Source organism: Buttiauxella sp., from assembly GCF_049686335.1.
Classification (GTDB): domain Bacteria; phylum Pseudomonadota; class Gammaproteobacteria; order Enterobacterales; family Enterobacteriaceae; genus Buttiauxella.
In genome coordinates this window covers 23,322-44,068 of the sequence record NZ_JBAVHX010000027.1, presented here as the reverse complement: position 1 = coordinate 44,068, position 20,747 = coordinate 23,322, and the positions used below count along the sequence as shown (strand labels likewise).

Here is a 20,747-nt window from a genome sequence, read left to right as displayed (position 1 = left end):
ACCCATGAAATATTCATTAGGGCCGGTGCTTTACTACTGGCCAAAAGAGACGCTGGAAAAATTTTACCAGGCTGCGGCAAACAGCAGTGCTGAAACTATTTATCTTGGCGAGTCAGTGTGTAGTAAGCGTCGTGCGACCAAAACCGGCGACTGGCTGGATATGGCGAAAAACCTCGCAGGCCAGGGCAAGCAAGTAGTGCTTTCCACTTTGGCTCTGGTTCAGGCTCCGTCTGAACTGAACGAACTGAAACGCTACGTCGAAAATGGCGATTTCCTGATTGAAGCTAATGACCTCGGCGCGGTTAACATGGCAGCAGAGCGCAAGCTGCCGTTTGTCGCAGGGCATGCGCTGAACTGTTACAACGCGGTGACTCTGCGATTGCTGCTCAAGCAAGGCATGGTTCGCTGGTGTATGCCGGTTGAGCTGTCGCGCGACTGGTTGGCAAATATGCTGATTCAGTGCGATGAGTTGGGTATCCGCGATAAGTTTGAAGTGGAAGTCCTCAGCTATGGCCATTTGCCACTGGCCTATTCCGCACGCTGCTTTACCGCTCGTTCTGAAGACAAACCGAAAGATGAATGCGAAACCTGCTGCATCAAATATCCTGTCGGGCGCAACATGTTGTCGCAGGAAAATCAGCAAGTGTTCGTGCTTAACGGCATTCAGACCATGAGCGGTTATATTTACAACCTCGGTAACGAACTGGCATCGATGAAAGGTCTGGTCGATATGGTGCGTTTGTCGCCGATGGGCATGGACACATTGCGCGTTCTGGAAGCATTCCGTAAAAATGAAAATGGCAGTGCGCCATTGTCACTGGCCGCCAAGAGCGATTGTAATGGTTACTGGCGTCGCGTCGCTGGCTTAGAGTTAGTCACTCAGAGCTGAAAAAAGGCTCACTTTGTTACTTAATTGTTGATGTTTTTCAGCAATACTGAAAGGAATCATCAATGAATAGAGTGAGCCATTATGTCTCAAACGCCTTTTTCACTACTCGATTTAGCCCCGATTCCACAAGGCTCGCAGCCTCGTGATGCATTTCATCGTTCTCTGGATTTAGCTCGCCTTGCTGAAAAGCGTGGGTATCACCGCTACTGGCTGGCAGAGCACCACAACATGACTGGAATTGCCAGCGCAGCCACCTCGGTGCTGATTGGCTATCTGGCAGCAAATACCGAAACTCTACGCCTGGGTTCGGGCGGCGTGATGCTGCCGAACCACTCGCCTTTAGTCATTGCCGAACAGTTTGGTACCCTGGAAACTCTTTATCCCGGGCGTATCGACCTGGGCCTGGGCCGTGCACCGGGGAGCGATCAGCGCACCATGATGGCACTGCGTCGCCATATGAGCGGCGATATTGATAACTTACCTCGTGATGTCAGTGAGCTGGTCTCCTGGTTTGATGCAACCGATCCGAATCCCGCCGTGCGTCCGGTTCCGGGTTATAACACCAAAATCCCAGTCTGGCTGTTAGGCTCAAGCCTTTACAGCGCGCAACTGGCGGCACAACTTGGGCTGCCGTTTGCCTTTGCTTCTCACTTTGCACCCGATATGTTGTTCCAGGCACTTCAACTTTACCGTGCTCAATTCAAACCGTCTGCGCGCCTTGAAAAGCCGTATGCGATGGTCTGCATTAATATCATTGCCGCCGATAGCAACCGCGACGCCGAGTTTTTGTTTACCTCGATGCAGCAAGCCTTCACAAAATTACGTCGTGGGGAAACGGGCCAGTTGCCTCCACCGATTGAAAACATGGACAGCTTCTGGAGCGCGGGTGAGCAGTATGGAGTGCAGCAGGCATTGAGCATGTCGCTGGTTGGCGATACCGCGAAAGTACGCCACGGGTTGATCTCATTGCTGCGGGAAACACAAGCCGATGAAATTATGGTTAACGGTCAGATCTTTGATACCCAGGCTCGACTGCATTCATTTGATTTAGCGATGGATGTGTATGAGAGTTTGATGGGTTAACGTTTTCGCCCCTCGATTGAGGGGCGAAAAATTTAATGATAGACCGGCAGTAAGTCGAAGCTCGAAAGGATATGAATCGCGGCGTTCGTCACACCGAAGATAAGTATCAGGACAATCATTTTATTGCCCCCCCACACCCGATAAATCGGGCTACCAAACTTCTTACGTGAGGCTTTTGCCAGCAGCGCAGGCACGATTGCCGCCCAAATAGTGGCTGCCAGGCCCGCGAACCCTATCGCATAAATAAAACCATCAGGCCAGACAACGCCACCCAACACTGGCGGAATAAAGGTCACAAGAGCCGTTTTCAGGCGCCCAAGCGGTGAATCATCGAACTTGAATAAGTCAGCCAGATAGTCGAATAAACCCAACGTCACGCCGAGGAATGAGCTGGCAACGGCAAAGTTTGAGAAAACGATCAGCAGCAAATCCAACGTGCGACTGTTTAACACACCACTCAACGCCCCGACCAGCACATCAATATTTCCACCTTTATCCGCAATAGCAATAAAGTCGCTACGCGGGATATTCCCCATGCTACCAATCAACCAAATGACGTACAGCCCCAACGCCATTAACGTCCCCCAAAGCAGGCAGCGCTTGATGGTTTGGGGATCTTTGCCGTAATACTTCATCAGACTCGGCACGTTGCCATGGTAGCCAAACGAGGCGAGGCAAAACGGCAACGTCATAAATAAGTACGGCAGATAGCTGGGATTAATCGCGTTGCTATCCAGCAACGTTGCGGGCTCGACATGCCACATCAATCCGCCAAACGTCATAAAGAAAGTCAGGATTTTTGCACCCAGCACGATGGTGGTCATGCGACTCACTGCACGGGTGCTGAGCCATACGATGAAAGCCACGACAAGGGCAAAAATCAGACCGGCAAATCGCGCGGGAAAATCCACTGACATCTTGCCCAGCGTGTGATGAATCACTGAACCACTTGCCGAGATATAGGCGTAAGTCAGGATATAGAGCACAAATGCGATGGAAAGGCCGTTAATCAGATTCCAGCCTTTGCCCAGCAAATCTTTGGTCACGGTGTCAAAGCTTGAGCCGACGCGGTAATTGAGGTTGGCTTCCAGAATCATCAAACCCGAGTGAAGCATGCAAAACCAGGTCACCACCAGTGCCGCTAAAGACCAGAAAAACCACGCGCCAGACATCACCACTGGCAGGGAAAACATGCCTGCGCCAATAATTGTGCCGCCAATAATCATGACGCCGCCGAATATAGAAGGCGATGCGTGGGTGGTCGATAAGGTTGCCATACGAATTCCTGAAACAATGAACGGCTGTCGAAGCGACAGGTTTACTGCGCAACATTGTACCAGTACATGAGTACAATTTGGATAAAAAAAATCCCGGTTGCATTAACCAGGATTTTTATCACTGCCTGCTGAAGAACAGCAGGCATAAACTTCTGTCAATTATGCTTCAGTAGTGCGACGACGAGCCGGAGCTGAGCCATCTTCACGACGTGGGCCACGTCCGCCTTCACGACGTTCGCCGCTGAAGCTACGTGGTGCACCAGCACCTGGACCATCACGACGTGGGCCACGACCGCCTTCACGACGTTCACCGCCAGCGCCACCGAAACCACGACCAGCACCACCGCCACGACGTTCGCCGCCACGGTCAGTACGAGGTTGCGCATCACCCATCAACTGCATATTCATTGGTTTGTTCAGAATACGAGTACGGGTAAAGTGCTGCAGGATCTCACCTGGCATGCCTTTTGGCAGCTCGATGGTAGAGTGGGTACCGAACAGCTTGATGTTACCGATGTAACGGCTGCTGATGTCGCCTTCGTTAGCGATAGCGCCAACGATATGACGAACTTCAACACCATCATCACGGCCAACTTCAATGCGATACAGTTCCATATCGCCAACATCACGACGTTCACGACGTGGTGCATCGCCATCACGCTGTGGACGGTCGCCATCACGCTGCGGACGATCGCCACGCTCTGGACGATCACCGCGTGGTGCACGGTCGCCACGTGGAGCACGATCTGAACGCTCGAAACGCTCATCACGTTCACGGAATTCACGACGTGGACGCATCGGTGCATCTGGTGGCAGGATCAGAGGACGTTCGCCCTGTGCCATTTTCAGCAGTGCTGCTGCCAGTGTTTCCATATCCAGCTCTTCTTCAGCGTTAGGCTGAATTTTTGCCAGCAGGCCACGGTACAGATCCAGATCGCTGCTTTCCAGTTGCTGTTGAACTTTAGCTGCAAACTTAGCCAGACGACGCTCGCTCAGCAGTTCGCGGTTAGGCAGTTCAACTTCAGGAATAGTCAGTTTCATGGTGCGTTCGATGTTGCGCAGCAGACGACGCTCGCGGTTCTCAACGAACAGCAGTGCACGGCCAGCACGACCCGCACGACCGGTACGGCCAATACGGTGAACATAAGACTCGGAGTCCATAGGGATGTCGTAGTTCACAACCAGACTGATACGCTCAACGTCAAGGCCACGGGCCGCAACGTCAGTTGCAATCAGGATGTCCAGACGACCATCTTTCAGACGCTCCAGAGTCTGCTCACGCAGTGCCTGGTTCATGTCACCGTTCAAAGCTGCGCTGTTATAGCCGCTTTGTTCGAGTGCTTCAGCCACTTCCAGAGTTGCGTTTTTGGTACGTACGAAAATAATCGCCGCATCAAAATCTTCAGATTCCAGGAAACGAACCAGCGCTTCGTTCTTACGCATACCGTGCACAGTCCAGTAGCTCTGGCTGATGTCCGGACGAGTCGTTACGCTAGATTGAATGCGAACTTCCTGTGGATCTTTCATGAAACGACGAGTAATACGACGAATCGCTTCAGGCATAGTTGCAGAGAACAGAGCGGTCTGATGACCTTCTGGGATCTGAGCCATGATAGTTTCAACGTCTTCGATGAAGCCCATACGCAGCATTTCATCAGCTTCGTCCAGTACCAGACCTTTCAGGCTGGACAGATTCAGGGTACCGCGTTTTAAGTGGTCAAGCAGGCGGCCTGGGGTACCAACAACAATTTGTGGTCCCTGACGCAGGGCGCGCAGCTGCACGTCATAACGCTGGCCACCGTAAAGGGCAACCACGTTTACGCCGTGCATATGTTTAGAGAAATCCGTCATGGCTTCAGCAACCTGAACCGCCAGTTCGCGGGTCGGTGCCAGCACCAGAATTTGTGGTGCTTTCAGCTCTGGATCAAGGTTGTGCAGCAGTGGTAAAGAGAACGCTGCAGTTTTGCCGCTACCTGTCTGGGCCATACCCAGTACATCGCGGCCAGCCAGCAGTTGTGGAATACACTCTGCCTGGATAGGAGATGGTTTTTCGTAGCCCAGATCGTTCAGAGCTTTAAGGATGGAGCCGTTAAGGCCCAGATCGGTAAAAGTAGTTTCGATAGTAGTAGTCTCGATGATATCAGTCATGTAGTACACGTGCCTCGTAGATGGCGGCCAGTCTACATAACTCATCGTGAAATTGACCTGCAATTTTCATTGAAAAGTGTGAACCGGCTCAAATTTGGTTGATTAACGAACAAAAACGCCCTCACCCGTTAAGGTGATGACTTTAATTAAAAAGTTTATGGGCTGATCGATGTTCGTCAGCTATTGCTGGTCCGATTCTGCCAGGTCATCTTGCTCCTGGCCCAAGAGCGCTAATTCCAACAATGCATAACGATGCTCAACGTAGTTGTGTACGTTGTTAGCGACCGCTAACTTGAACAGTGCCGTGGCGCTGTCCTTTTCCCCCAGACTTAGGTAGTACTTACCTAAATAGAAGTTGGTTTCACTGAGATGCTCAGCGAGCGAGGTGTTATCCGTTGCGTCCGCCTTGAGGCGTTCCATTAACGTTGCTTCGTTAATGTTCCCCAGGTAGAACTCGACAATGTTCCATCCCCATTGCTCTTTATCCGATTTCTCGAGGCGCTGTTGTAACGCCACTTTAGCCTGCTTTGCATCTATGTTGCTTTCTGCAAGATAGAGCCACAGACTACGGAAAGGATCATTGGGATCGTCTTGATAAAACGCTAGCAGATCATCTTGCGCTAAACGATAACGACCACCGTAGTAGAGGGCGATACCGCGATTTAAATGCGCGTAGTTGTAAGTTGGATCAAGCTCAAGTACAGAATCAAACGCTTCATAGGCAGCATCAAAATTGCCTGCCTGCGTTAAATATATGCCTAAGTAATTGAATACTTCAGGCATATCGGGGCGGATCGCCAACGCTTGTGAAAAATCATTTCGCGCCAGAGCCCGCAAGCCGAGGCTATCATACAACACTCCGCGCTCATATAAAAGCTGTGCGCGTTCATCATCGGTTAAAGCCCGGCTGGCAAGTATCTGTTCCATGCGTGCAAGAATGACTTCTTGCTGCAAAGTCGGCTGCAATGGTACCGCCAGGACTTCGCTTTTACGCCAGGCAGAGTTGCTGCATCCTGCAAGCGTGAGAGCTGTCGCAACGAAACACCAGCGCAAAAAAGGCTTCATTTCCCACTCCCGAAGACAACTAATGGATGACGTCCTGTCCACCGGCTCTAAAACGAGACTCCCTGCCCCGTAATAAATAACTCTCCATGTCACCATGGAGAGTTTAATCGGTATCGCTTACTCAGCTTCTGGTGCAGCTGGTGCTGCGCTTTCTGCTGAAGATTGCTCAGTTGCTTCTTTGATGCTCAGACGTACACGGCCCTGGCGATCAACTTCCAGTACTTTAACTGGAACTTCTTGACCCATTTGCAGGTAGTCAGTCACTTTCTCTACGCGCTTATCAGCGATTTGAGAAATGTGAACCAGACCTTCTTTGCCGCCACCAATCGCAACGAATGCACCGAAATCTACGATACGAGTAACTTTACCGTTGTAGATACGGCCAACTTCGATTTCAGCAGTGATCTCTTCGATACGACGAATGGCGAATTTCGCTTTGTCGCCATCGGTCGCAGCGATTTTCACTGTACCGTCATCTTCGATTTCAATAGTCGTACCGGTTTCTTCGGTCAGCGCACGAATTACAGAACCACCCTTACCGATCACGTCTTTGATCTTGTCTGGGTTGATTTTGATAGTGTGAATACGTGGGGCGAACTCAGAGATGTCGCCACGCGGTGCATTGATAGCTTGTTCCATAACGCCAAGGATGTGCAGACGCGCACCTTTAGCCTGGTTCAGAGCCACCTGCATGATTTCGCGGGTGATACCTTCGATTTTGATATCCATCTGCAGGGCAGAGATACCTTCACGGCTACCAGCAACTTTAAAGTCCATGTCACCCAAGTGATCTTCGTCACCCAGAATGTCAGACAGAACAACAAAGTTTTCGCCTTCTTTAACCAGACCCATCGCAATACCGGCTACAGCGGCTTTGATTGGCACGCCTGCATCCATCAGTGCCAAAGAAGCACCACATACGGAAGCCATGGAAGAAGAACCGTTAGATTCAGTGATTTCAGACACTACACGCACGGTGTACGGGAAGCGGTCAGCTTCTGGCATAACAGCCAGTACGCCACGCTTAGCCAGACGACCATGACCAATCTCACGACGCTTCGGTGAACCAACCATGCCGGTTTCGCCTACTGAGTACGGAGGGAAGTTGTAGTGGAACAGGAAGTTGTCGGTACGTTCGCCCATCAACTCGTCCAGGTTCTGTGCATCACGAGCGGTACCCAGAGTTGCTGTAACCAGCGCCTGAGTTTCACCACGGGTGAACAGTGCAGAACCGTGAGTACGTGGCAGAACGCCAGTACGCACATCCAGACCACGGATCATGTCTTTTTCGCGACCATCGATACGCAGTTCACCAGCCAGAATACGGCTACGAACAACATTTTTCTCGATAGCGTGCAGAATGTCGCTAACTTCGCCAGCATCAATGGTTTCGTCTTCAGCTGACAGGGCAGCGATAACGTCAGATTTGATGATGTCGACTTGTGCATAACGTTCTTGCTTATCAGTGATACGGTAAGCGTCACTTAAGCGAGATTCAGCAAGGGCTGCAACACGCGCATTCAGCGCTTCGTTTGCAGCTTCTGGCTGCCAGTCCCAACGTGGTTTGCCAGCTTCAGCAACCAGAGAGTTGATGTTCTGGATAACAACTTGTTGTTGTTCGTGACCGAATACTACGGCACCCAGCATCTGGTCTTCGCTCAGCAGTTCAGCTTCGGATTCAACCATCAGCACAGCACCTTCGGTACCGGCAACAACGAGGTCCAGTTTACTGGTTTTCAGTTCGTCAGCAGTCGGGTTCAGGACATACTGGTCATTGATATAACCAACACGTGCAGAACCAATTGGGCCATTGAATGGAATACCAGACAGGCTCAGAGCTGCAGAAGCACCGATCATAGCAACGATGTCTGGGTGAACTTGTGGGTTCACGGAAACAACAGTTGCGATAACCTGTACTTCGTTCACGAAGCCTTCTGGGAACAGCGGACGCACTGGACGGTCAATCAGACGCGCAATCAGTGTTTCGCCTTCGCTTGGACGGCCTTCACGACGGAAGAAGCTGCCTGGGATACGACCAGCAGCGTAAGTACGCTCCTGATAGTTAACAGTCAGCGGGAAGAAGTCTTGACCTGCTTTCGCTTTTTTCTGACCAACAACGGTCACGAATACAGCAGTGTCATCCATGCTTACCATTACTGCAGCGGTAGCCTGGCGAGCCATCATACCGGTCTCAATAGTGACCGTATGTTGACCGTACTGGAATTTACGGACAATCGGATTTAGCAAAATAATATCCTTAATAATCTTTGGTAGCAGGTGATTGCACTCACTACGTTTAACCCGATCTCAATCGCATCCTCGCGACTAATGACAACCCTGACCCGCCCCTGCGGATAAAGCCTCTCATTAGCCGCGCGAACCTCTGCAATAAAGATCACACCCTGCAACAATACATTAGTTTCCATAGAATTGCTGCCATATGGTTGAAAAAAGGGGCCTTAAAAGGCCCCTTTTTCTGAAACTCGCAAGACTTAGCGACGCAGACCCAGACGCTCGATCAGGCTGGTGTAACGTGCTACATCTTTACGCTTCAGGTAGTCGAGCAGTTTACGACGCTGAGAAACCATACGCAGCAGACCACGACGGCTGTGGTGATCTTTTTTGTGCTCTGCAAAGTGACCTTGCAGGTGGTTAATCTGTGCAGTCAGCAGTGCAACCTGAACTTCGGTAGAACCGCTGTCGTTAGTACCACGACCAAACTCAGAAACGATTTTAGCTTTAGCTTCAACGCTTAGAGACATTTTCAACTCCAAAATTATAGATAAAAAGAGAGAGTGCCGATCTCTAATTCAGCAACTCCAGTGCACATTCACATCACTGTAAAACAATGCTGTGAATGTTAAGCCGCGCCATTTTACCTGTAGCAACCTGTTATCGCAAGGCAACTACAAATGTCAGACGGGATACTCTACGACCAGACGACGAGGCGCTACACGTCCTTCATCATCAATTTCAGCCATACCGATAAATTTGCCTTCATCACCTTCGGTGACTCGAACAAGCCCTTCTGCTGGACTACCAGAGACTTGCACCGGTTGCCCATTCTTGAAGTAACCCGCAACAGCAGGTAGCAAATTCACGATTGGGAAATCCGAAGCAGGGCTATCCATTGGCATCAGCAGGGGATCTAACAGTACAGAAGGCTCAATACCTTGTTCTTGTGCTTGCTCAAGCAATGCATTCAATTGCTCAAGGGTCACCATGCGTTCGACAGGATACTTGCTCACTGCCAGACGACGCAGGAAAGTCACGTGGGCGCCACATCCGAGCATCTCACCCAAATCATCGGTGATAGTTCGAATATATGTCCCTTTAGAACAGTGAATTTCCAGTTCCAGTTCATTGCCTTCATGGCGAATAAACAACAGTTCGTAGACGATGATAGATCGTGCTTCACGCGGCACTTCGATACCCTGGCGCGCATACTCATAAAGCGGCTTGCCCTGGTATTTCAGTGCGGAGTACATCGATGGGATTTGCTGAGTTTCACCACGAAAACTCTCTAGCGCAATTGCCAGTTCTTGATCGGTAAAGGTGACCGGACGTTCCTGAACCACGGTGCCATCAGCATCAGAGGTATCAGTACGTTGCCCCAGGCGGGCAATTACACGGTAACGCTTATCGGAGTCCAACAAGTAGCGCGAGAATTTCGTCGCTTCACCGAGACAAATCGGCAGCATTCCCGTTGCAAGCGGGTCAAGCGCTCCGGTATGACCGGCACGGTTAGCGTTATAAATACGCTTAACTTTCTGCAACGCATCGTTAGAAGATAAGCCTTGAGGTTTATCTAACAACAATACTCCGTGGATATCACGACCACGACGACGAGGACGACTCATTAATCCTCCTTGCTGTCATCCGTATCGTTTACACGACGCTCATCATCGTTTCTGATGACGTTGGAAACCAGATTCGACATGCGCATGCCTTCAACCAACGAGTTGTCGTAGAAGAAAGTCAGTTCAGGCACGATACGCAGGCGCATTGCTTTGCCCAGCAAAGAACGAATGTAGCCAGATGCATCTTGCAGAACTTTGATGCCTTCTTTTACGGCTTGCTCGTCTTTATCGTTCAGGAACGTTACAAACACTTTGGCATAAGCCAGATCGCGTGACACTTCGACACCGGATACGGTGGTCATCATGCCCAAACGCGGGTCTTTAATTTCGCGCTGCAGGATGATTGCGATCTCTTTCTGCAATTCCTGGGAAACACGCTGTGGGCGACCAAATTCTTTCGCCATAATAAATTCTCCATAAAATCAGGGGGCGCTCGGCCCCCTAAAGATATTAGCTATGTACTCGGCTGATATCAGGCGATAGTACGCTGGATTTCGATGATTTCGAATACTTCGATCACGTCACCAACACGTACATCGTTGTAGTTCTTCACGCCGATACCACATTCCATACCGTTACGAACTTCGTTCGCGTCATCTTTGAAGCGGCGCAGGGATTCCAGCTCGCCTTCATAGATAACCACGTTGTCGCGCAGTACACGGATTGGGTTGTGACGTTTAACCACACCTTCGGTAACCATACAACCTGCGATTGCGCCAAATTTCGGTGATTTGAACACATCGCGAACTTCGGCCAGGCCGAGGATCTGTTGTTTCAGTTCCGGAGACAGCATGCCGCTCATTGCTGCTTTCACTTCGTCGATCAGATGGTAGATGACGGAGTAGTAACGCAGATCCAGGCTTTCTGACTCAATGACGCGACGTGCAGATGCATCAGCACGGACGTTAAAGCCAACCAGGATAGCGTTAGACGCTGCAGCCAGTGTTGCGTCAGTCTCAGTGATACCGCCTACACCAGAACCGATGATTTTAACTTTCACTTCATCAGTAGACAGTTTCAGCAAGGAATCGCTGATCGCTTCAACAGAACCCTGAACGTCGGCTTTCAGCACGATGTTCACTTCGGACACTTCGCCTTCGGTCATGTTGGCGAACATGTTTTCCAGTTTAGATTTCTGCTGGCGAGCCAGTTTAACTTCACGGAATTTACCCTGACGATACAGAGCAACTTCGCGAGCTTTCTTCTCGTCACGAACCACTGTTACTTCATCACCCGCTGCCGGCACACCGGACAGGCCCAGGATTTCAACAGGGATAGACGGACCCGCTTCAGCAACTTCACGACCCATTTCGTCACGCATTGCACGAACACGGCCATATTCAAAGCCACACAGAACGATGTCGCCTTTGTTCAGAGAACCTTCACGAACCAGAACAGTTGCTACCGGACCACGACCTTTATCCAGGAAGGATTCGATAACCACACCACTTGCCATACCATCACGCATTGCTTTCAGTTCGAGAACTTCAGCTTGCAGCAGGATTGCGTCCAGCAGTTCGTCGATACCCGTGCCCGCTTTAGCAGATACGTGTACGAACTGACTTTCACCGCCCCACTCTTCTGGCATGATGCCGTACTGAGACAGCTCTTGCTTAACGCGGTCTGGATCAGCTTCTGGTTTATCGATTTTGTTCACTGCAACAACTACTGGCACCTGCGCCGCTTTCGCGTGCTGGATTGCTTCAATAGTTTGTGGCATTACGCCATCGTCAGCAGCAACAACCAGAACAACGATATCCGTTGCCTGAGCACCACGAGCACGCATAGACGTAAACGCTGCGTGGCCTGGGGTATCCAGGAAGGTGATCATGCCGTTGTCTGTTTCTACGTGGTATGCACCGATATGCTGGGTAATACCACCCGCTTCGCCGGACGCAACTTTAGTAGAACGAATGTAGTCAAGCAGAGAGGTTTTACCGTGGTCAACGTGACCCATGATGGTAACAACCGGCGCACGTGATTCTGCAACTGCATCAGTATCACGATCGCTCATCAGCGCTTCTTCCAGCTCGTTTTCACGACGCAGGATAACTTTGTGGCCCATCTCTTCGGCAACCAGCTGTGCGGTTTCCTGGTCGATGACCTGGTTTATGGTTGCCATTGCACCCAGTTTCATCATCGCTTTAATGACCTGAGAGCCTTTAACAGCCATTTTATTTGCCAGTTCTGCAACAGTTACGGTTTCGCCGATGACGACGTCACGGTTAACTGCCTGAGCAGGCTTGTTGAAGCCTTGCTGCAATGAACTTGGTTTACGCTTGCCTTTACCACCACGAACCGCAGCACGAGCTTCTTCACGGTCAGCTTTTGACTCGCCGTGTTTTCCGCCTTTCTTCTGGCGCGGTGCTTTAGTTGTCGCAGTGCGAGCACGAGTACGGCCTGCTTCAACTTCGCGGTCGTTTTCGTCTTCAGCCTGGCGCGCATGCTGAGAGGTGGTGACATGGTAATCTGATTTATCGTCTTCCACTTTCTCTTCTTCCGTCCACACACCTGCGTTAGCTTCAGCCATTTTACGGGCTTCTTCCGCTACACGACGGGCGTCTTCTTCTAATTTGCGACGGGCTTCTTCTTCCGCTTTACGCTTAAGCTCTGCAGCTTCTGCTTCGCGGCGGGCTTTGTCGGCCTGTGCGCTTTTCGTCATATCGTCTTGTTGATTGCTCACTTTGTCTTTTTCCGCAGCTTCACGTTTCGCTTTATCAGCGGCTTCACGCTTAGCTTTCTCTTCAGCTTCACGTTTAGCTTTTTCTTGCGCCTGACGATTGGCAGCTTCCTGCGCCTCACGTTGGGCTTGCTCTTCCGCTTCACGCTGCGCCTGTTCTTCCGCGGCAAGACGTTCGGTCTCTTGCGGATCACGTTTCACAAAGGTGCGCTTCTTGCGGACTTCGATTTGTACCGATTTACTTTTCCCACCGGTACCTGGAATGTTTAAAGTACTGCGCGTTTTGCGCTGTAATGTCAACTTATCTGGCGCAGAACCATGTTCACGGTTCAGGTGCGCCAGCAATGTTTGTTTTTCCTGGGCCGAGACAGAATCATCAGCAGCCTTAGGGATCCCTGCATCAGCAAATTGCTGTACCAGGCGGTCCACGGAGGTCTGAATCTCTGCGGCCAGCGCTTTTACGGTTACATCTGTCATGCTGTTCCTTCCTGCTACAGTTTATTACGCTTCGCCACCAAACCAGCAGATATTGCGAGCAGCCATGATCAATTCACCGGCCTTCTCGTTGGTTAAACCTTCAATATCTGACAGATCGTCAACACCTTGCTCAGCCAGGTCTTCAAGCGAGCTTACACCGCGCGAAGCGAGTTTAAAGGCCAGATTGCGATCCATACCTTCGAGGTTCAGCAGATCCTCTTGAGGTTTGTTATCGCCCAGGCTTTCTTCCTGCGCCAATGCCAGTGTGGTGAGGGCGTTTTTGGCGCGATCACGTAATGCTTCCACTGTATCTTCATCAAGGCCATCAATTTCCAGCAGCTCTTTCATCGGCACGTATGCCAGTTCTTCGAGAGTGGAGAAACCTTCTTCTACCAATACAGTGGCGAAATCCTCGTCGATCTCGAGGTATTTGGTAAAGGTATCAATGGCCGCATGTGCTTCAGCCTGATGCTTGGCTTGCAGGTCATCAACAGTCATTACGTTGAGTTCCCAGCCGCTCAGTTGTGCTGCCAGACGTACGTTCTGACCGTTACGACCGATAGCTTGTGCCAGATTGCCTGCCTCTACCGCGATATCCATTGTATGTTTGTCTTCATCGACAACAATGGAAGCCACGTCAGCCGGTGCCATAGCGTTGATAACGAATTGTGCCGGGTTATCGTCCCACAGCACGATATCAATACGCTCACCACCCAATTCTGTAGAAACTGCCTGAACACGCGCACCGCGCATGCCAACACAAGCACCTACTGGGTCGATACGCTTATCGTTGGTTTTCACGGCGATTTTCGCGCGAGAACCAGGATCACGAGCAGCGGCTTTGATTTCAATAACTTCTTCGCCAATTTCCGGCACTTCAATGCGGAACAGTTCGATCAGCATTTCAGGCTTGGAACGGCTAACAAACAGTTGAGCTCCACGAGCTTCCGGACGCACAGCATAAAGCACACCGCGGATACGGTCACCTGGGCGGAAGTTTTCACGTGGAAGCATGTCTTCACGCAAAATAACCGCTTCAGCGTTGCTACCGAGATCCAAAGAAATATTTTCGCGGTTAACTTTCTTAACAACACCGGTGATGATCTCACCTTCGTGTTCACGGAACTGATCAACAACCATCGCACGTTCAGCTTCACGTACTTTTTGTACGATAACCTGTTTTGCAGTCTGGGTGGTGATTCGGTCGAAAGTCACAGATTCGATTTGATCTTCAACGTATTCGCCAACATTCAGCGCTGGGTCTTCGAATTGTGCAGCATCAAGGGTGATTTCACGCGTTGGTTGGGTCACTTCTTCTACGATAACCCAGCGGCGGAAAGTATCAAAGTCACCACTTTTACGATCGATGCTGACGCGAACATCAATCTCTTGTTCGTATTTTTTCTTGGTCGCTGTTGCAAGTGCACTTTCCAGCGCTTCAAAAATCTTCTCACGCGGCAATGATTTTTCGTTGGAAACTGCTTCTACAACAGCCAAAATTTCTTTGTTCATCCTGGGTTTTCACCTCAATCCAAACTATTAAAAGTGGGGTACCAGGTTCGCTTTCTGGATGTTGCTCAGCGCGAACACTTCATCTTTGCCTTCCACCGTGACCGTGATCATCTCACCTTCTACGGCTTTAATAATACCCTGCCATTTACGACGGTTTTGCACGGCCATGCGCAACACAATGCTCACTTCTTCGCCAGTAAAGCGAACGTAGTGCTCTGCTGAGAACATTGGGCGATCAAGGCCTGGTGAGGAAACTTCCAGGTTGTAAGCCACAGTGATAGGGTCTTCGACATCCAGTACTGCACTTACCTGGTGACTGACATCAGCACAATCATCAACATTGATGCCATCTTCACTATCAATATAGATGCGCAGCGTAGATTGGCGACCTCGAACAAATTCGATTCCTACCAATTCATAGCCCAGCGCCTCGACCGGTGCTGAAATCATCTCTGTTAATTTTTGCTCTAATGTGGACAAGCCCACCCCCAAGAAATAAAAAAAGGGCATATAGCCCAGTTATTCTAAAGTCAGATAACAAAAAACCCCGATAAATCGAGGCTTTATATAACTGAACCTGTACACCGCGATTGCGGCCCGGACACCAACCAGGAGAATTTTTTTCTAAATTCTTCGCGAGGCACCAACTGGTGTTCACAGTATATTTGAAAAAGAACTCTCAGGGAAAGTGGTTGCGGGGGCCAGATTTGAACTGACGACCTTCGGGTTATGAGCCCGACGAGCTACCAGGCTGCTCCACCCCGCGTCCGAAAACGTGGCAAATATTACGCCGATATTGCATATAATGCAAGAAATGCAGATATTTTGGTACCGAGGACGGGACTTGAACCCGTAAGCCCAATCGGGCACTACCACCTCAAGGTAGCGTGTCTACCAATTCCACCACCTCGGCACTCTGTGTACGGTAATCACTTCTCACCGTACTGAAGCTTACTACTTTACTGCGGGATATCGCTGCTCGGCTTGGTAGGTGCCGCTGGCTGTGACTCAGTTTTTGTAGGCTGAGTTAAATTATCCCACACACTTCCTTTATCGGTTTTGTTGGTATTGAGGTTACCCAGTACCAGGCTGATGATAAAGAACAGCGTTGCTAACACAGCAGTCATGCGGGTCATGAAATTACCTGAACCACTTGAACCAAACAGTGTAGCGGAAGCGCCTGCTCCGAAGGAGGCTCCCATATCAGCGCCTTTACCTTGCTGCAGCATGATAAGACCTACAAGGCCTAACGCTACAATAAGGAAAACAACTAAAAGAGCTTCGTACATAATCAACCTGTTCCTTGCGGTATTACCGCATACCAAAGCTTCAAACCAGTCAAGCGGATACGTTTAAGTTTACCCACTGAAGCGGGTGAGAATACTAACCAAAGCCAGAGTGTGGCGCAAGGGCAATTTATTCACATTTCGCTGACTGCGGAAAAAAACAGCAACACACGAGCTTTTGTTTAGAAATAAGGCGACAAACGCCGCCTTTTCACTCAACTTATACGCAAATGCTTTAAACCGCTTTTACTGCATCAGCAATGCGATTTGCATATTCAATAACCAGTGCTTCGTCTTCGCCTTCAACCATTACGCGAATTAATGGCTCGGTACCTGATTTACGCAGTAACACGCGACCACGGTTACCCAGCGCTTCTTCCACTTCTGCAGTAACTTTCTTCACTGTGTCATGTTCAAGCGGATCACCGCTGCCCGCAGTAAAGCGCACGTTAACCAGAATCTGAGGGAATAATTTCATTCCACTACACAAATCGTGCAGGCTCATGTGGTTACGCACCATCGCGGTAAGTACTTGCAAACCTGCAACGATGCCGTCACCGGTAGTTGTTTTGTCCAGCAGGATCACGTGGCCTGAGTTTTCAGCACCAATTCTCCAGCCTTTCTCCTGCAGTTTTTCCAGCACATATCGGTCGCCCACTTTTGCTCGCGCAAACGGGATACCTAACTGCTTCAATGCCAGCTCCAGACCCATATTGCTCATCAGCGTGCCTACCGCACCACCGCGCAATTGCCCCTGACGTAAACCTTCCCGCGCGATGATGTAGAGGATTTGGTCGCCATCAACTTTATGGCCCAGATTATCCACCATGATGACACGGTCACCATCACCGTCCAGTGCGATACCAATATCTGCTTTTTCAGCCAGCACGCGTTCCTGAAGCATGCGCACGTCAGTTGCACCGCATTTTTCGTTGATGTTAACGCCATTTGGTTCGCAACCAACCGGAATAACAGTGGCCCCTAATTCGCGCAGTACATTTGGCGCAATGTGGTAGGTTGCACCGTTAGCACAATCGACGACAATTTTTAGGCCATTAAGGCTGAGCTCGTTCGGGAAAGTGCCTTTACAAAATTCGATATAACGACCCGCAGCATCAACGATACGGCTGGCCTTACCCAACTCGGCAGAATCCACACACGTGATTTCTTTTTCCATTTCCGCTTCAATGGCTTCTTCAACATCATCTGGCAATTTTGTACCGTCGATGGAGAAGAATTTAATCCCGTTGTCATAGAAAGGGTTATGAGATGCCGAGATAACAATCCCTGCTTCTGCACGGAATGCACGAGTCAGATAAGCAACCGCAGGTGTTGGCATAGGGCCTGTGAATGAAGCAGACAAACCAGCAGCTGCCAGGCCTGCTTCTAACGCAGACTCCAGCATATAGCCTGAAATACGGGTGTCTTTGCCGATAATAATTTTACGTGAGCCATGGCGCGCTAACACTTTACCCGCAGCCCAGCCTAATTTAAGCACGAAGTCAGGAGTAATTGGGGAATCGCCTACACGACCGCGAATGCCATCGGTGCCAAAATATTTACGGTTACTCATAGCGTTTTTTTTCCTTCGCTGAAAGTGTGGCTTCCACCACGCGCATCGCTTCGACTGACTCTTTCACATCGTGAACTCGAATGATATTAGCCCCCTGCATTGCCGCGATGACCGCACATGCAAGACTGCCACTCAGACGTTGGTCAGGCCCGACGTTTAGCAGTTGGCCAACCATTGATTTACGCGACATCCCCACCAACAACGGTAAACCAAAGTGGTGAAGTTCGGATAGTCGGGCTAATAGTTGGTAATTATGTGTCAGATTTTTACCGAAACCGAAGCCTGGGTCGAGCAACAATTTTTCTTTTGAGATTCCGGCCGCATCACAGCGGGCAATTTGGTCGATAAAGAAGCGATTAACATCGGCAAAGACATCGTCATAGTGCGGTGCCTGCTGCATATTCTTTGGTTCACCCTGCATATGCATCAGGCAAACCGGCAAACCGGTCTCTGCTGCAGCTTCAAGAGCACCAGGCTCCTGCAGTGAACGAATATCATTGATAATATGTGCGCCAACACGTGCCGACTCACGAATCACTTCTGGCTTTGAAGTATCCACCGAGATCCAGACTTCAAAACGTTGTGCTATGGCCTCTACTGCAGGAATAACCCGTGATAACTCCTCGTCGACGCTCACTTCAGCTGCACCAGGGCGCGTCGACTCACCACCAATATCAATAATCGTCGCGCCTGCGTTGATCATTAAATTAGCGTGTTTAACGGCTTCCACTAATGAATTGTGCTGTCCACCGTCGGAAAATGAGTCTGGCGTGACATTCAAAATCCCCATGATATGCGGATGTGAAAGATCAAGCGTGGTGCCCTGGGCTGTGAGTTTCATCGAGATTCCCTTGTATTAACTAGGCTATACCCAAAATAAAAAAAACCCCGGGACAAGCCCAGGGTTTAATACATTACTGCATTAACATCCGGCAGCTACGACTTATTTGTCGCCCAACTGCTCTGACATTGTATTACCAGGATTCGGCGTACGCGGTTCATCGACCGGACGCGGTGCACGTGGTGTACCATTGTTGTCAGAATTGTTGTTGCCGTTGTTTGAATCTTCCCAACCTGCTGGCGGACGCACATCGCGGCGATTCATCAGGTCATCAATCTGAGGCGCATCGATAGTTTCATACTTCATCAGTGCGTCTTTCATGGTGTGGAGAATATCCATATTTTCATTCAGCAACTGGCGAGCACGAGCGTAGTTACGCTCAATCAACAGCTTAACTTCCTGATCGATGATACGTGCAGTTTCATCGGACATATGTTTTGCTTTCGCCACGGAACGACCCAGGAACACTTCGCCTTCTTCTTCCGCATACAGCAACGGACCGAGTTTCTCAGAGAAGCCCCATTGGGTAACCATGTTACGAGCGATAGATGTCGCTACTTTGATGTCGTTAGACGCACCAGTAGAAACATGTTCCGCGCCGTAAATAATCTCTTCAGCAAGACGACCACCGTACAGCGTAGAAATCTGGCTTTCCAGTTTCTGACGGCTTGCACTGATCGCATCACCTTCCGGCAGGAAGAACGTCACACCCAGCGCACGACCACGCGGAATGATTGTCACTTTATGTACCGGATCATGCTCAGGAACCAGGCGACCGATAATCGCGTGACCTGCTTCATGGTATGCGGTGGATTCTTTTTGCGCTTCCGTCATCACCATAGAGCGACGTTCCGCACCCATCATGATTTTGTCTTTCGCTTTTTCGAATTCAACCATCGAAACGACACGTTTATTTCCACGGGCAGCAAACAGAGCCGCTTCGTTGACCAGGTTTGCGAGGTCAGCACCTGAGAAGCCTGGCGTACCACGTGCAATGATTGCTGCATCGATGTCTGGAGACAACGGTACACGGCGCATGTGGACTTTCAAAATTTGTTCGCGGCCACGCACATCTGGCAGGCCAACAACAACTTGACGGTCAAAACGACCTGGACGCAGCAATGCTGGGTCAAGTACGTCTGGACGGTTTGTAGCGGCGATAACGATAATACCTTCGTTACCTTCGAAACCATCCATTTCAACCAGCATCTGGTTCAGTGTCTGTTCACGTTCATCGTGACCACCGCCCAGACCTGCACCACGCTGACGGCCAACGGCATCGATTTCATCGATGAAGATGATGCAAGGTGCTGCTTTCTTGGCTTGCTCGAACATGTCACGAACACGGGATGCACCCACGCCCACGAACATTTCAACGAAGTCAGAACCGGAAATAGTAAAGAACGGTACTTTCGCTTCGCCCGCGATGGCTTTAGCCAGCAGGGTTTTACCCGTCCCTGGAGGGCCTACCATCAGTACGCCTTTCGGGATTTTACCGCCCAGTTTCTGGAAGCGGCTTGGCTCACGGAGGTACTCAACCAGTTCAGCAACCTCTTCTTTTGCTTCATCACAACCTGCGACGTCAGCAAAAGTGGTCTTAATTTGGTCTTCGGTGAGCATACGCGCCTTGCTCTTACCAAACGACATGGCACCTTTGCCACCGCCGCCCTGCATTTGACGCATAAAGAAGATCCAGACCCCAATTAGCAATAGCATTGGGAACCAGGATATGAAAATAGAAGCCAGCAAGCTTGGCTCTTCAGGCGGTTCGCCTACTACTTTCACATTTTTGGTCAGCAGGTTATCGAGCAGTTTAGGATCGTTAACGGGGATGTAAGTCGTGTATCGGTTACTATCTTTCTTGGTAACGTTGATTTCACGTCCGTTAATACGCGCTTCGCGTACCTGGTCCTGATTTACTTCAGACAGGAAAGTGGAGTAATCCACCCTACGGCCATTTGACTCGCTGGGCCCAAAGCTCTGGAACACAGACATCAGCACAACCGCGATGACCAGCCAGAGTATTAGGTTTTTCGCCATGTCACTCAAGGGATTA

At 50.2% G+C, this 20,747-nt stretch carries 17 protein-coding genes and 2 tRNA genes; 2 read left to right on the top strand and 17 right to left on the bottom strand.

The window, feature by feature from the left end:
- The first annotated feature begins 4 nt into the window (after window positions 1-4).
- Window positions 5-889, top strand: coding sequence for a U32 family peptidase (locus WBL83_RS17450; protein ID WP_424590327.1), 885 nt, complete (start codon window positions 5-7; stop codon window positions 887-889).
- Between the two features lie 81 nt (window positions 890-970).
- The gene (locus WBL83_RS17445; RefSeq protein WP_424590326.1) at window positions 971-1,972 is read left to right on the top strand and encodes a luciferase-like monooxygenase; all 1,002 of its coding nucleotides are present in this window, start codon (window positions 971-973) and stop codon (window positions 1,970-1,972) included.
- Between the two features lie 32 nt (window positions 1,973-2,004).
- On the opposite strand, the gene mtr is transcribed toward WBL83_RS17445, so the two are convergent.
- The 17 genes from mtr to ftsH form a co-directional block, all read right to left on the bottom strand.
- Window positions 2,005-3,249, bottom strand: a complete 1,245-nt coding sequence (mtr, locus tag WBL83_RS17440) for a tryptophan permease (RefSeq protein WP_424590325.1) — start codon at window positions 3,247-3,249, stop codon at window positions 2,005-2,007.
- A gap of 159 nt (window positions 3,250-3,408) precedes the next feature.
- Window positions 3,409-5,397, bottom strand: coding sequence for a DEAD/DEAH family ATP-dependent RNA helicase (locus tag WBL83_RS17435; protein WP_424590324.1), 1,989 nt, complete (start codon window positions 5,395-5,397; stop codon window positions 3,409-3,411).
- Entirely contained in the window at window positions 5,390-5,467 is a 78-nt protein-coding gene (gene yrbN / locus WBL83_RS17430) for a protein YrbN (RefSeq protein ID WP_110510645.1), read from the bottom strand. Before yrbN ends, WBL83_RS17435 begins: the two co-directional genes overlap by 8 nt.
- A gap of 110 nt (window positions 5,468-5,577) precedes the next feature.
- Window positions 5,578-6,462, bottom strand: coding sequence for a lipoprotein NlpI (gene nlpI, locus WBL83_RS17425; protein WP_424590323.1), 885 nt, complete (start codon window positions 6,460-6,462; stop codon window positions 5,578-5,580).
- Window positions 6,463-6,579: 117 nt separating this feature from the next.
- Window positions 6,580-8,709, bottom strand: coding sequence for a polyribonucleotide nucleotidyltransferase (gene pnp / locus WBL83_RS17420; RefSeq protein WP_424590322.1), 2,130 nt, complete (start codon window positions 8,707-8,709; stop codon window positions 6,580-6,582).
- 245 nt (window positions 8,710-8,954) lie between these two features.
- A complete protein-coding gene (gene rpsO / locus WBL83_RS17415; protein ID WP_002434239.1) occupies window positions 8,955-9,224 on the bottom strand; it encodes a 30S ribosomal protein S15 in 270 nt (89 codons plus the stop codon).
- 153 nt (window positions 9,225-9,377) lie between these two features.
- Window positions 9,378-10,322, bottom strand: coding sequence for a tRNA pseudouridine(55) synthase TruB (gene truB, locus WBL83_RS17410; RefSeq protein ID WP_424590321.1), 945 nt, complete (start codon window positions 10,320-10,322; stop codon window positions 9,378-9,380).
- Window positions 10,322-10,726 (bottom strand): 30S ribosome-binding factor RbfA, encoded by a 405-nt coding sequence (gene rbfA, locus WBL83_RS17405; protein ID WP_034459684.1) that lies wholly within the window; start codon window positions 10,724-10,726, stop codon window positions 10,322-10,324. Before rbfA ends, truB begins: the two co-directional genes overlap by 1 nt.
- Before the next feature lie 68 nt (window positions 10,727-10,794).
- Window positions 10,795-13,479, bottom strand: a complete 2,685-nt coding sequence (gene infB / locus WBL83_RS17400; protein WP_424590320.1) for a translation initiation factor IF-2 — start codon at window positions 13,477-13,479, stop codon at window positions 10,795-10,797.
- Between the two features lie 24 nt (window positions 13,480-13,503).
- Window positions 13,504-14,991, bottom strand: a complete 1,488-nt coding sequence (gene nusA / locus WBL83_RS17395; RefSeq protein WP_183270784.1) for a transcription termination factor NusA — start codon at window positions 14,989-14,991, stop codon at window positions 13,504-13,506.
- A 27-nt stretch (window positions 14,992-15,018) separates the two neighbouring features.
- Window positions 15,019-15,471 (bottom strand): ribosome maturation factor RimP, encoded by a 453-nt coding sequence (gene rimP, locus WBL83_RS17390; protein WP_324116792.1) that lies wholly within the window; start codon window positions 15,469-15,471, stop codon window positions 15,019-15,021.
- A 209-nt stretch (window positions 15,472-15,680) separates the two neighbouring features.
- Window positions 15,681-15,757: transfer RNA gene (locus tag WBL83_RS17385), tRNA-Met, on the bottom strand.
- Window positions 15,758-15,817: 60 nt separating this feature from the next.
- Window positions 15,818-15,904 (bottom strand) — tRNA-Leu (locus tag WBL83_RS17380).
- Between the two features lie 46 nt (window positions 15,905-15,950).
- The gene (gene secG, locus WBL83_RS17375; RefSeq protein WP_034459692.1) at window positions 15,951-16,280 is read right to left on the bottom strand and encodes a preprotein translocase subunit SecG; all 330 of its coding nucleotides are present in this window, start codon (window positions 16,278-16,280) and stop codon (window positions 15,951-15,953) included.
- 232 nt (window positions 16,281-16,512) lie between these two features.
- Window positions 16,513-17,850, bottom strand: coding sequence for a phosphoglucosamine mutase (gene glmM, locus WBL83_RS17370; RefSeq protein ID WP_424590319.1), 1,338 nt, complete (start codon window positions 17,848-17,850; stop codon window positions 16,513-16,515).
- Window positions 17,843-18,691 (bottom strand): dihydropteroate synthase, encoded by an 849-nt coding sequence (folP, locus tag WBL83_RS17365; RefSeq protein WP_424590318.1) that lies wholly within the window; start codon window positions 18,689-18,691, stop codon window positions 17,843-17,845. Before folP ends, glmM begins: the two co-directional genes overlap by 8 nt.
- 102 nt (window positions 18,692-18,793) lie before the next feature.
- A complete protein-coding gene (gene ftsH / locus WBL83_RS17360) occupies window positions 18,794-20,731 on the bottom strand; it encodes an ATP-dependent zinc metalloprotease FtsH (protein WP_183270789.1) in 1,938 nt (645 codons plus the stop codon).
- Window positions 20,732-20,747 lie beyond the last annotated feature (16 nt).

Coding starts and splice junctions, on each gene's coding strand:
- WBL83_RS17450 (WP_424590327.1), top strand. CDS start 5: ATGAAATATTCATTAGGGCCGGTGCTTTACTACTGGCCAAAAGAGACG.
- WBL83_RS17445 (WP_424590326.1), top strand. CDS start 971: ATGTCTCAAACGCCTTTTTCACTACTCGATTTAGCCCCGATTCCACAA.
- mtr (WP_424590325.1), bottom strand. CDS start 3,249: ATGGCAACCTTATCGACCACCCACGCATCGCCTTCTATATTCGGCGGC.
- WBL83_RS17435 (WP_424590324.1), bottom strand. CDS start 5,397: ATGACTGATATCATCGAGACTACTACTATCGAAACTACTTTTACCGAT.
- yrbN (WP_110510645.1), bottom strand. CDS start 5,467: ATGAAAATTGCAGGTCAATTTCACGATGAGTTATGTAGACTGGCCGCC.
- nlpI (WP_424590323.1), bottom strand. CDS start 6,462: ATGAAGCCTTTTTTGCGCTGGTGTTTCGTTGCGACAGCTCTCACGCTT.
- rpsO (WP_002434239.1), bottom strand. CDS start 9,224: ATGTCTCTAAGCGTTGAAGCTAAAGCTAAAATCGTTTCTGAGTTTGGT.
- truB (WP_424590321.1), bottom strand. CDS start 10,322: ATGAGTCGTCCTCGTCGTCGTGGTCGTGATATCCACGGAGTATTGTTG.
- rbfA (WP_034459684.1), bottom strand. CDS start 10,726: ATGGCGAAAGAATTTGGTCGCCCACAGCGTGTTTCCCAGGAATTGCAG.
- infB (WP_424590320.1), bottom strand. CDS start 13,479: ATGACAGATGTAACCGTAAAAGCGCTGGCCGCAGAGATTCAGACCTCC.
- nusA (WP_183270784.1), bottom strand. CDS start 14,991: ATGAACAAAGAAATTTTGGCTGTTGTAGAAGCAGTTTCCAACGAAAAA.
- secG (WP_034459692.1), bottom strand. CDS start 16,280: ATGTACGAAGCTCTTTTAGTTGTTTTCCTTATTGTAGCGTTAGGCCTT.
- glmM (WP_424590319.1), bottom strand. CDS start 17,850: ATGAGTAACCGTAAATATTTTGGCACCGATGGCATTCGCGGTCGTGTA.
- folP (WP_424590318.1), bottom strand. CDS start 18,691: ATGAAACTCACAGCCCAGGGCACCACGCTTGATCTTTCACATCCGCAT.
- ftsH (WP_183270789.1), bottom strand. CDS start 20,731: ATGGCGAAAAACCTAATACTCTGGCTGGTCATCGCGGTTGTGCTGATG.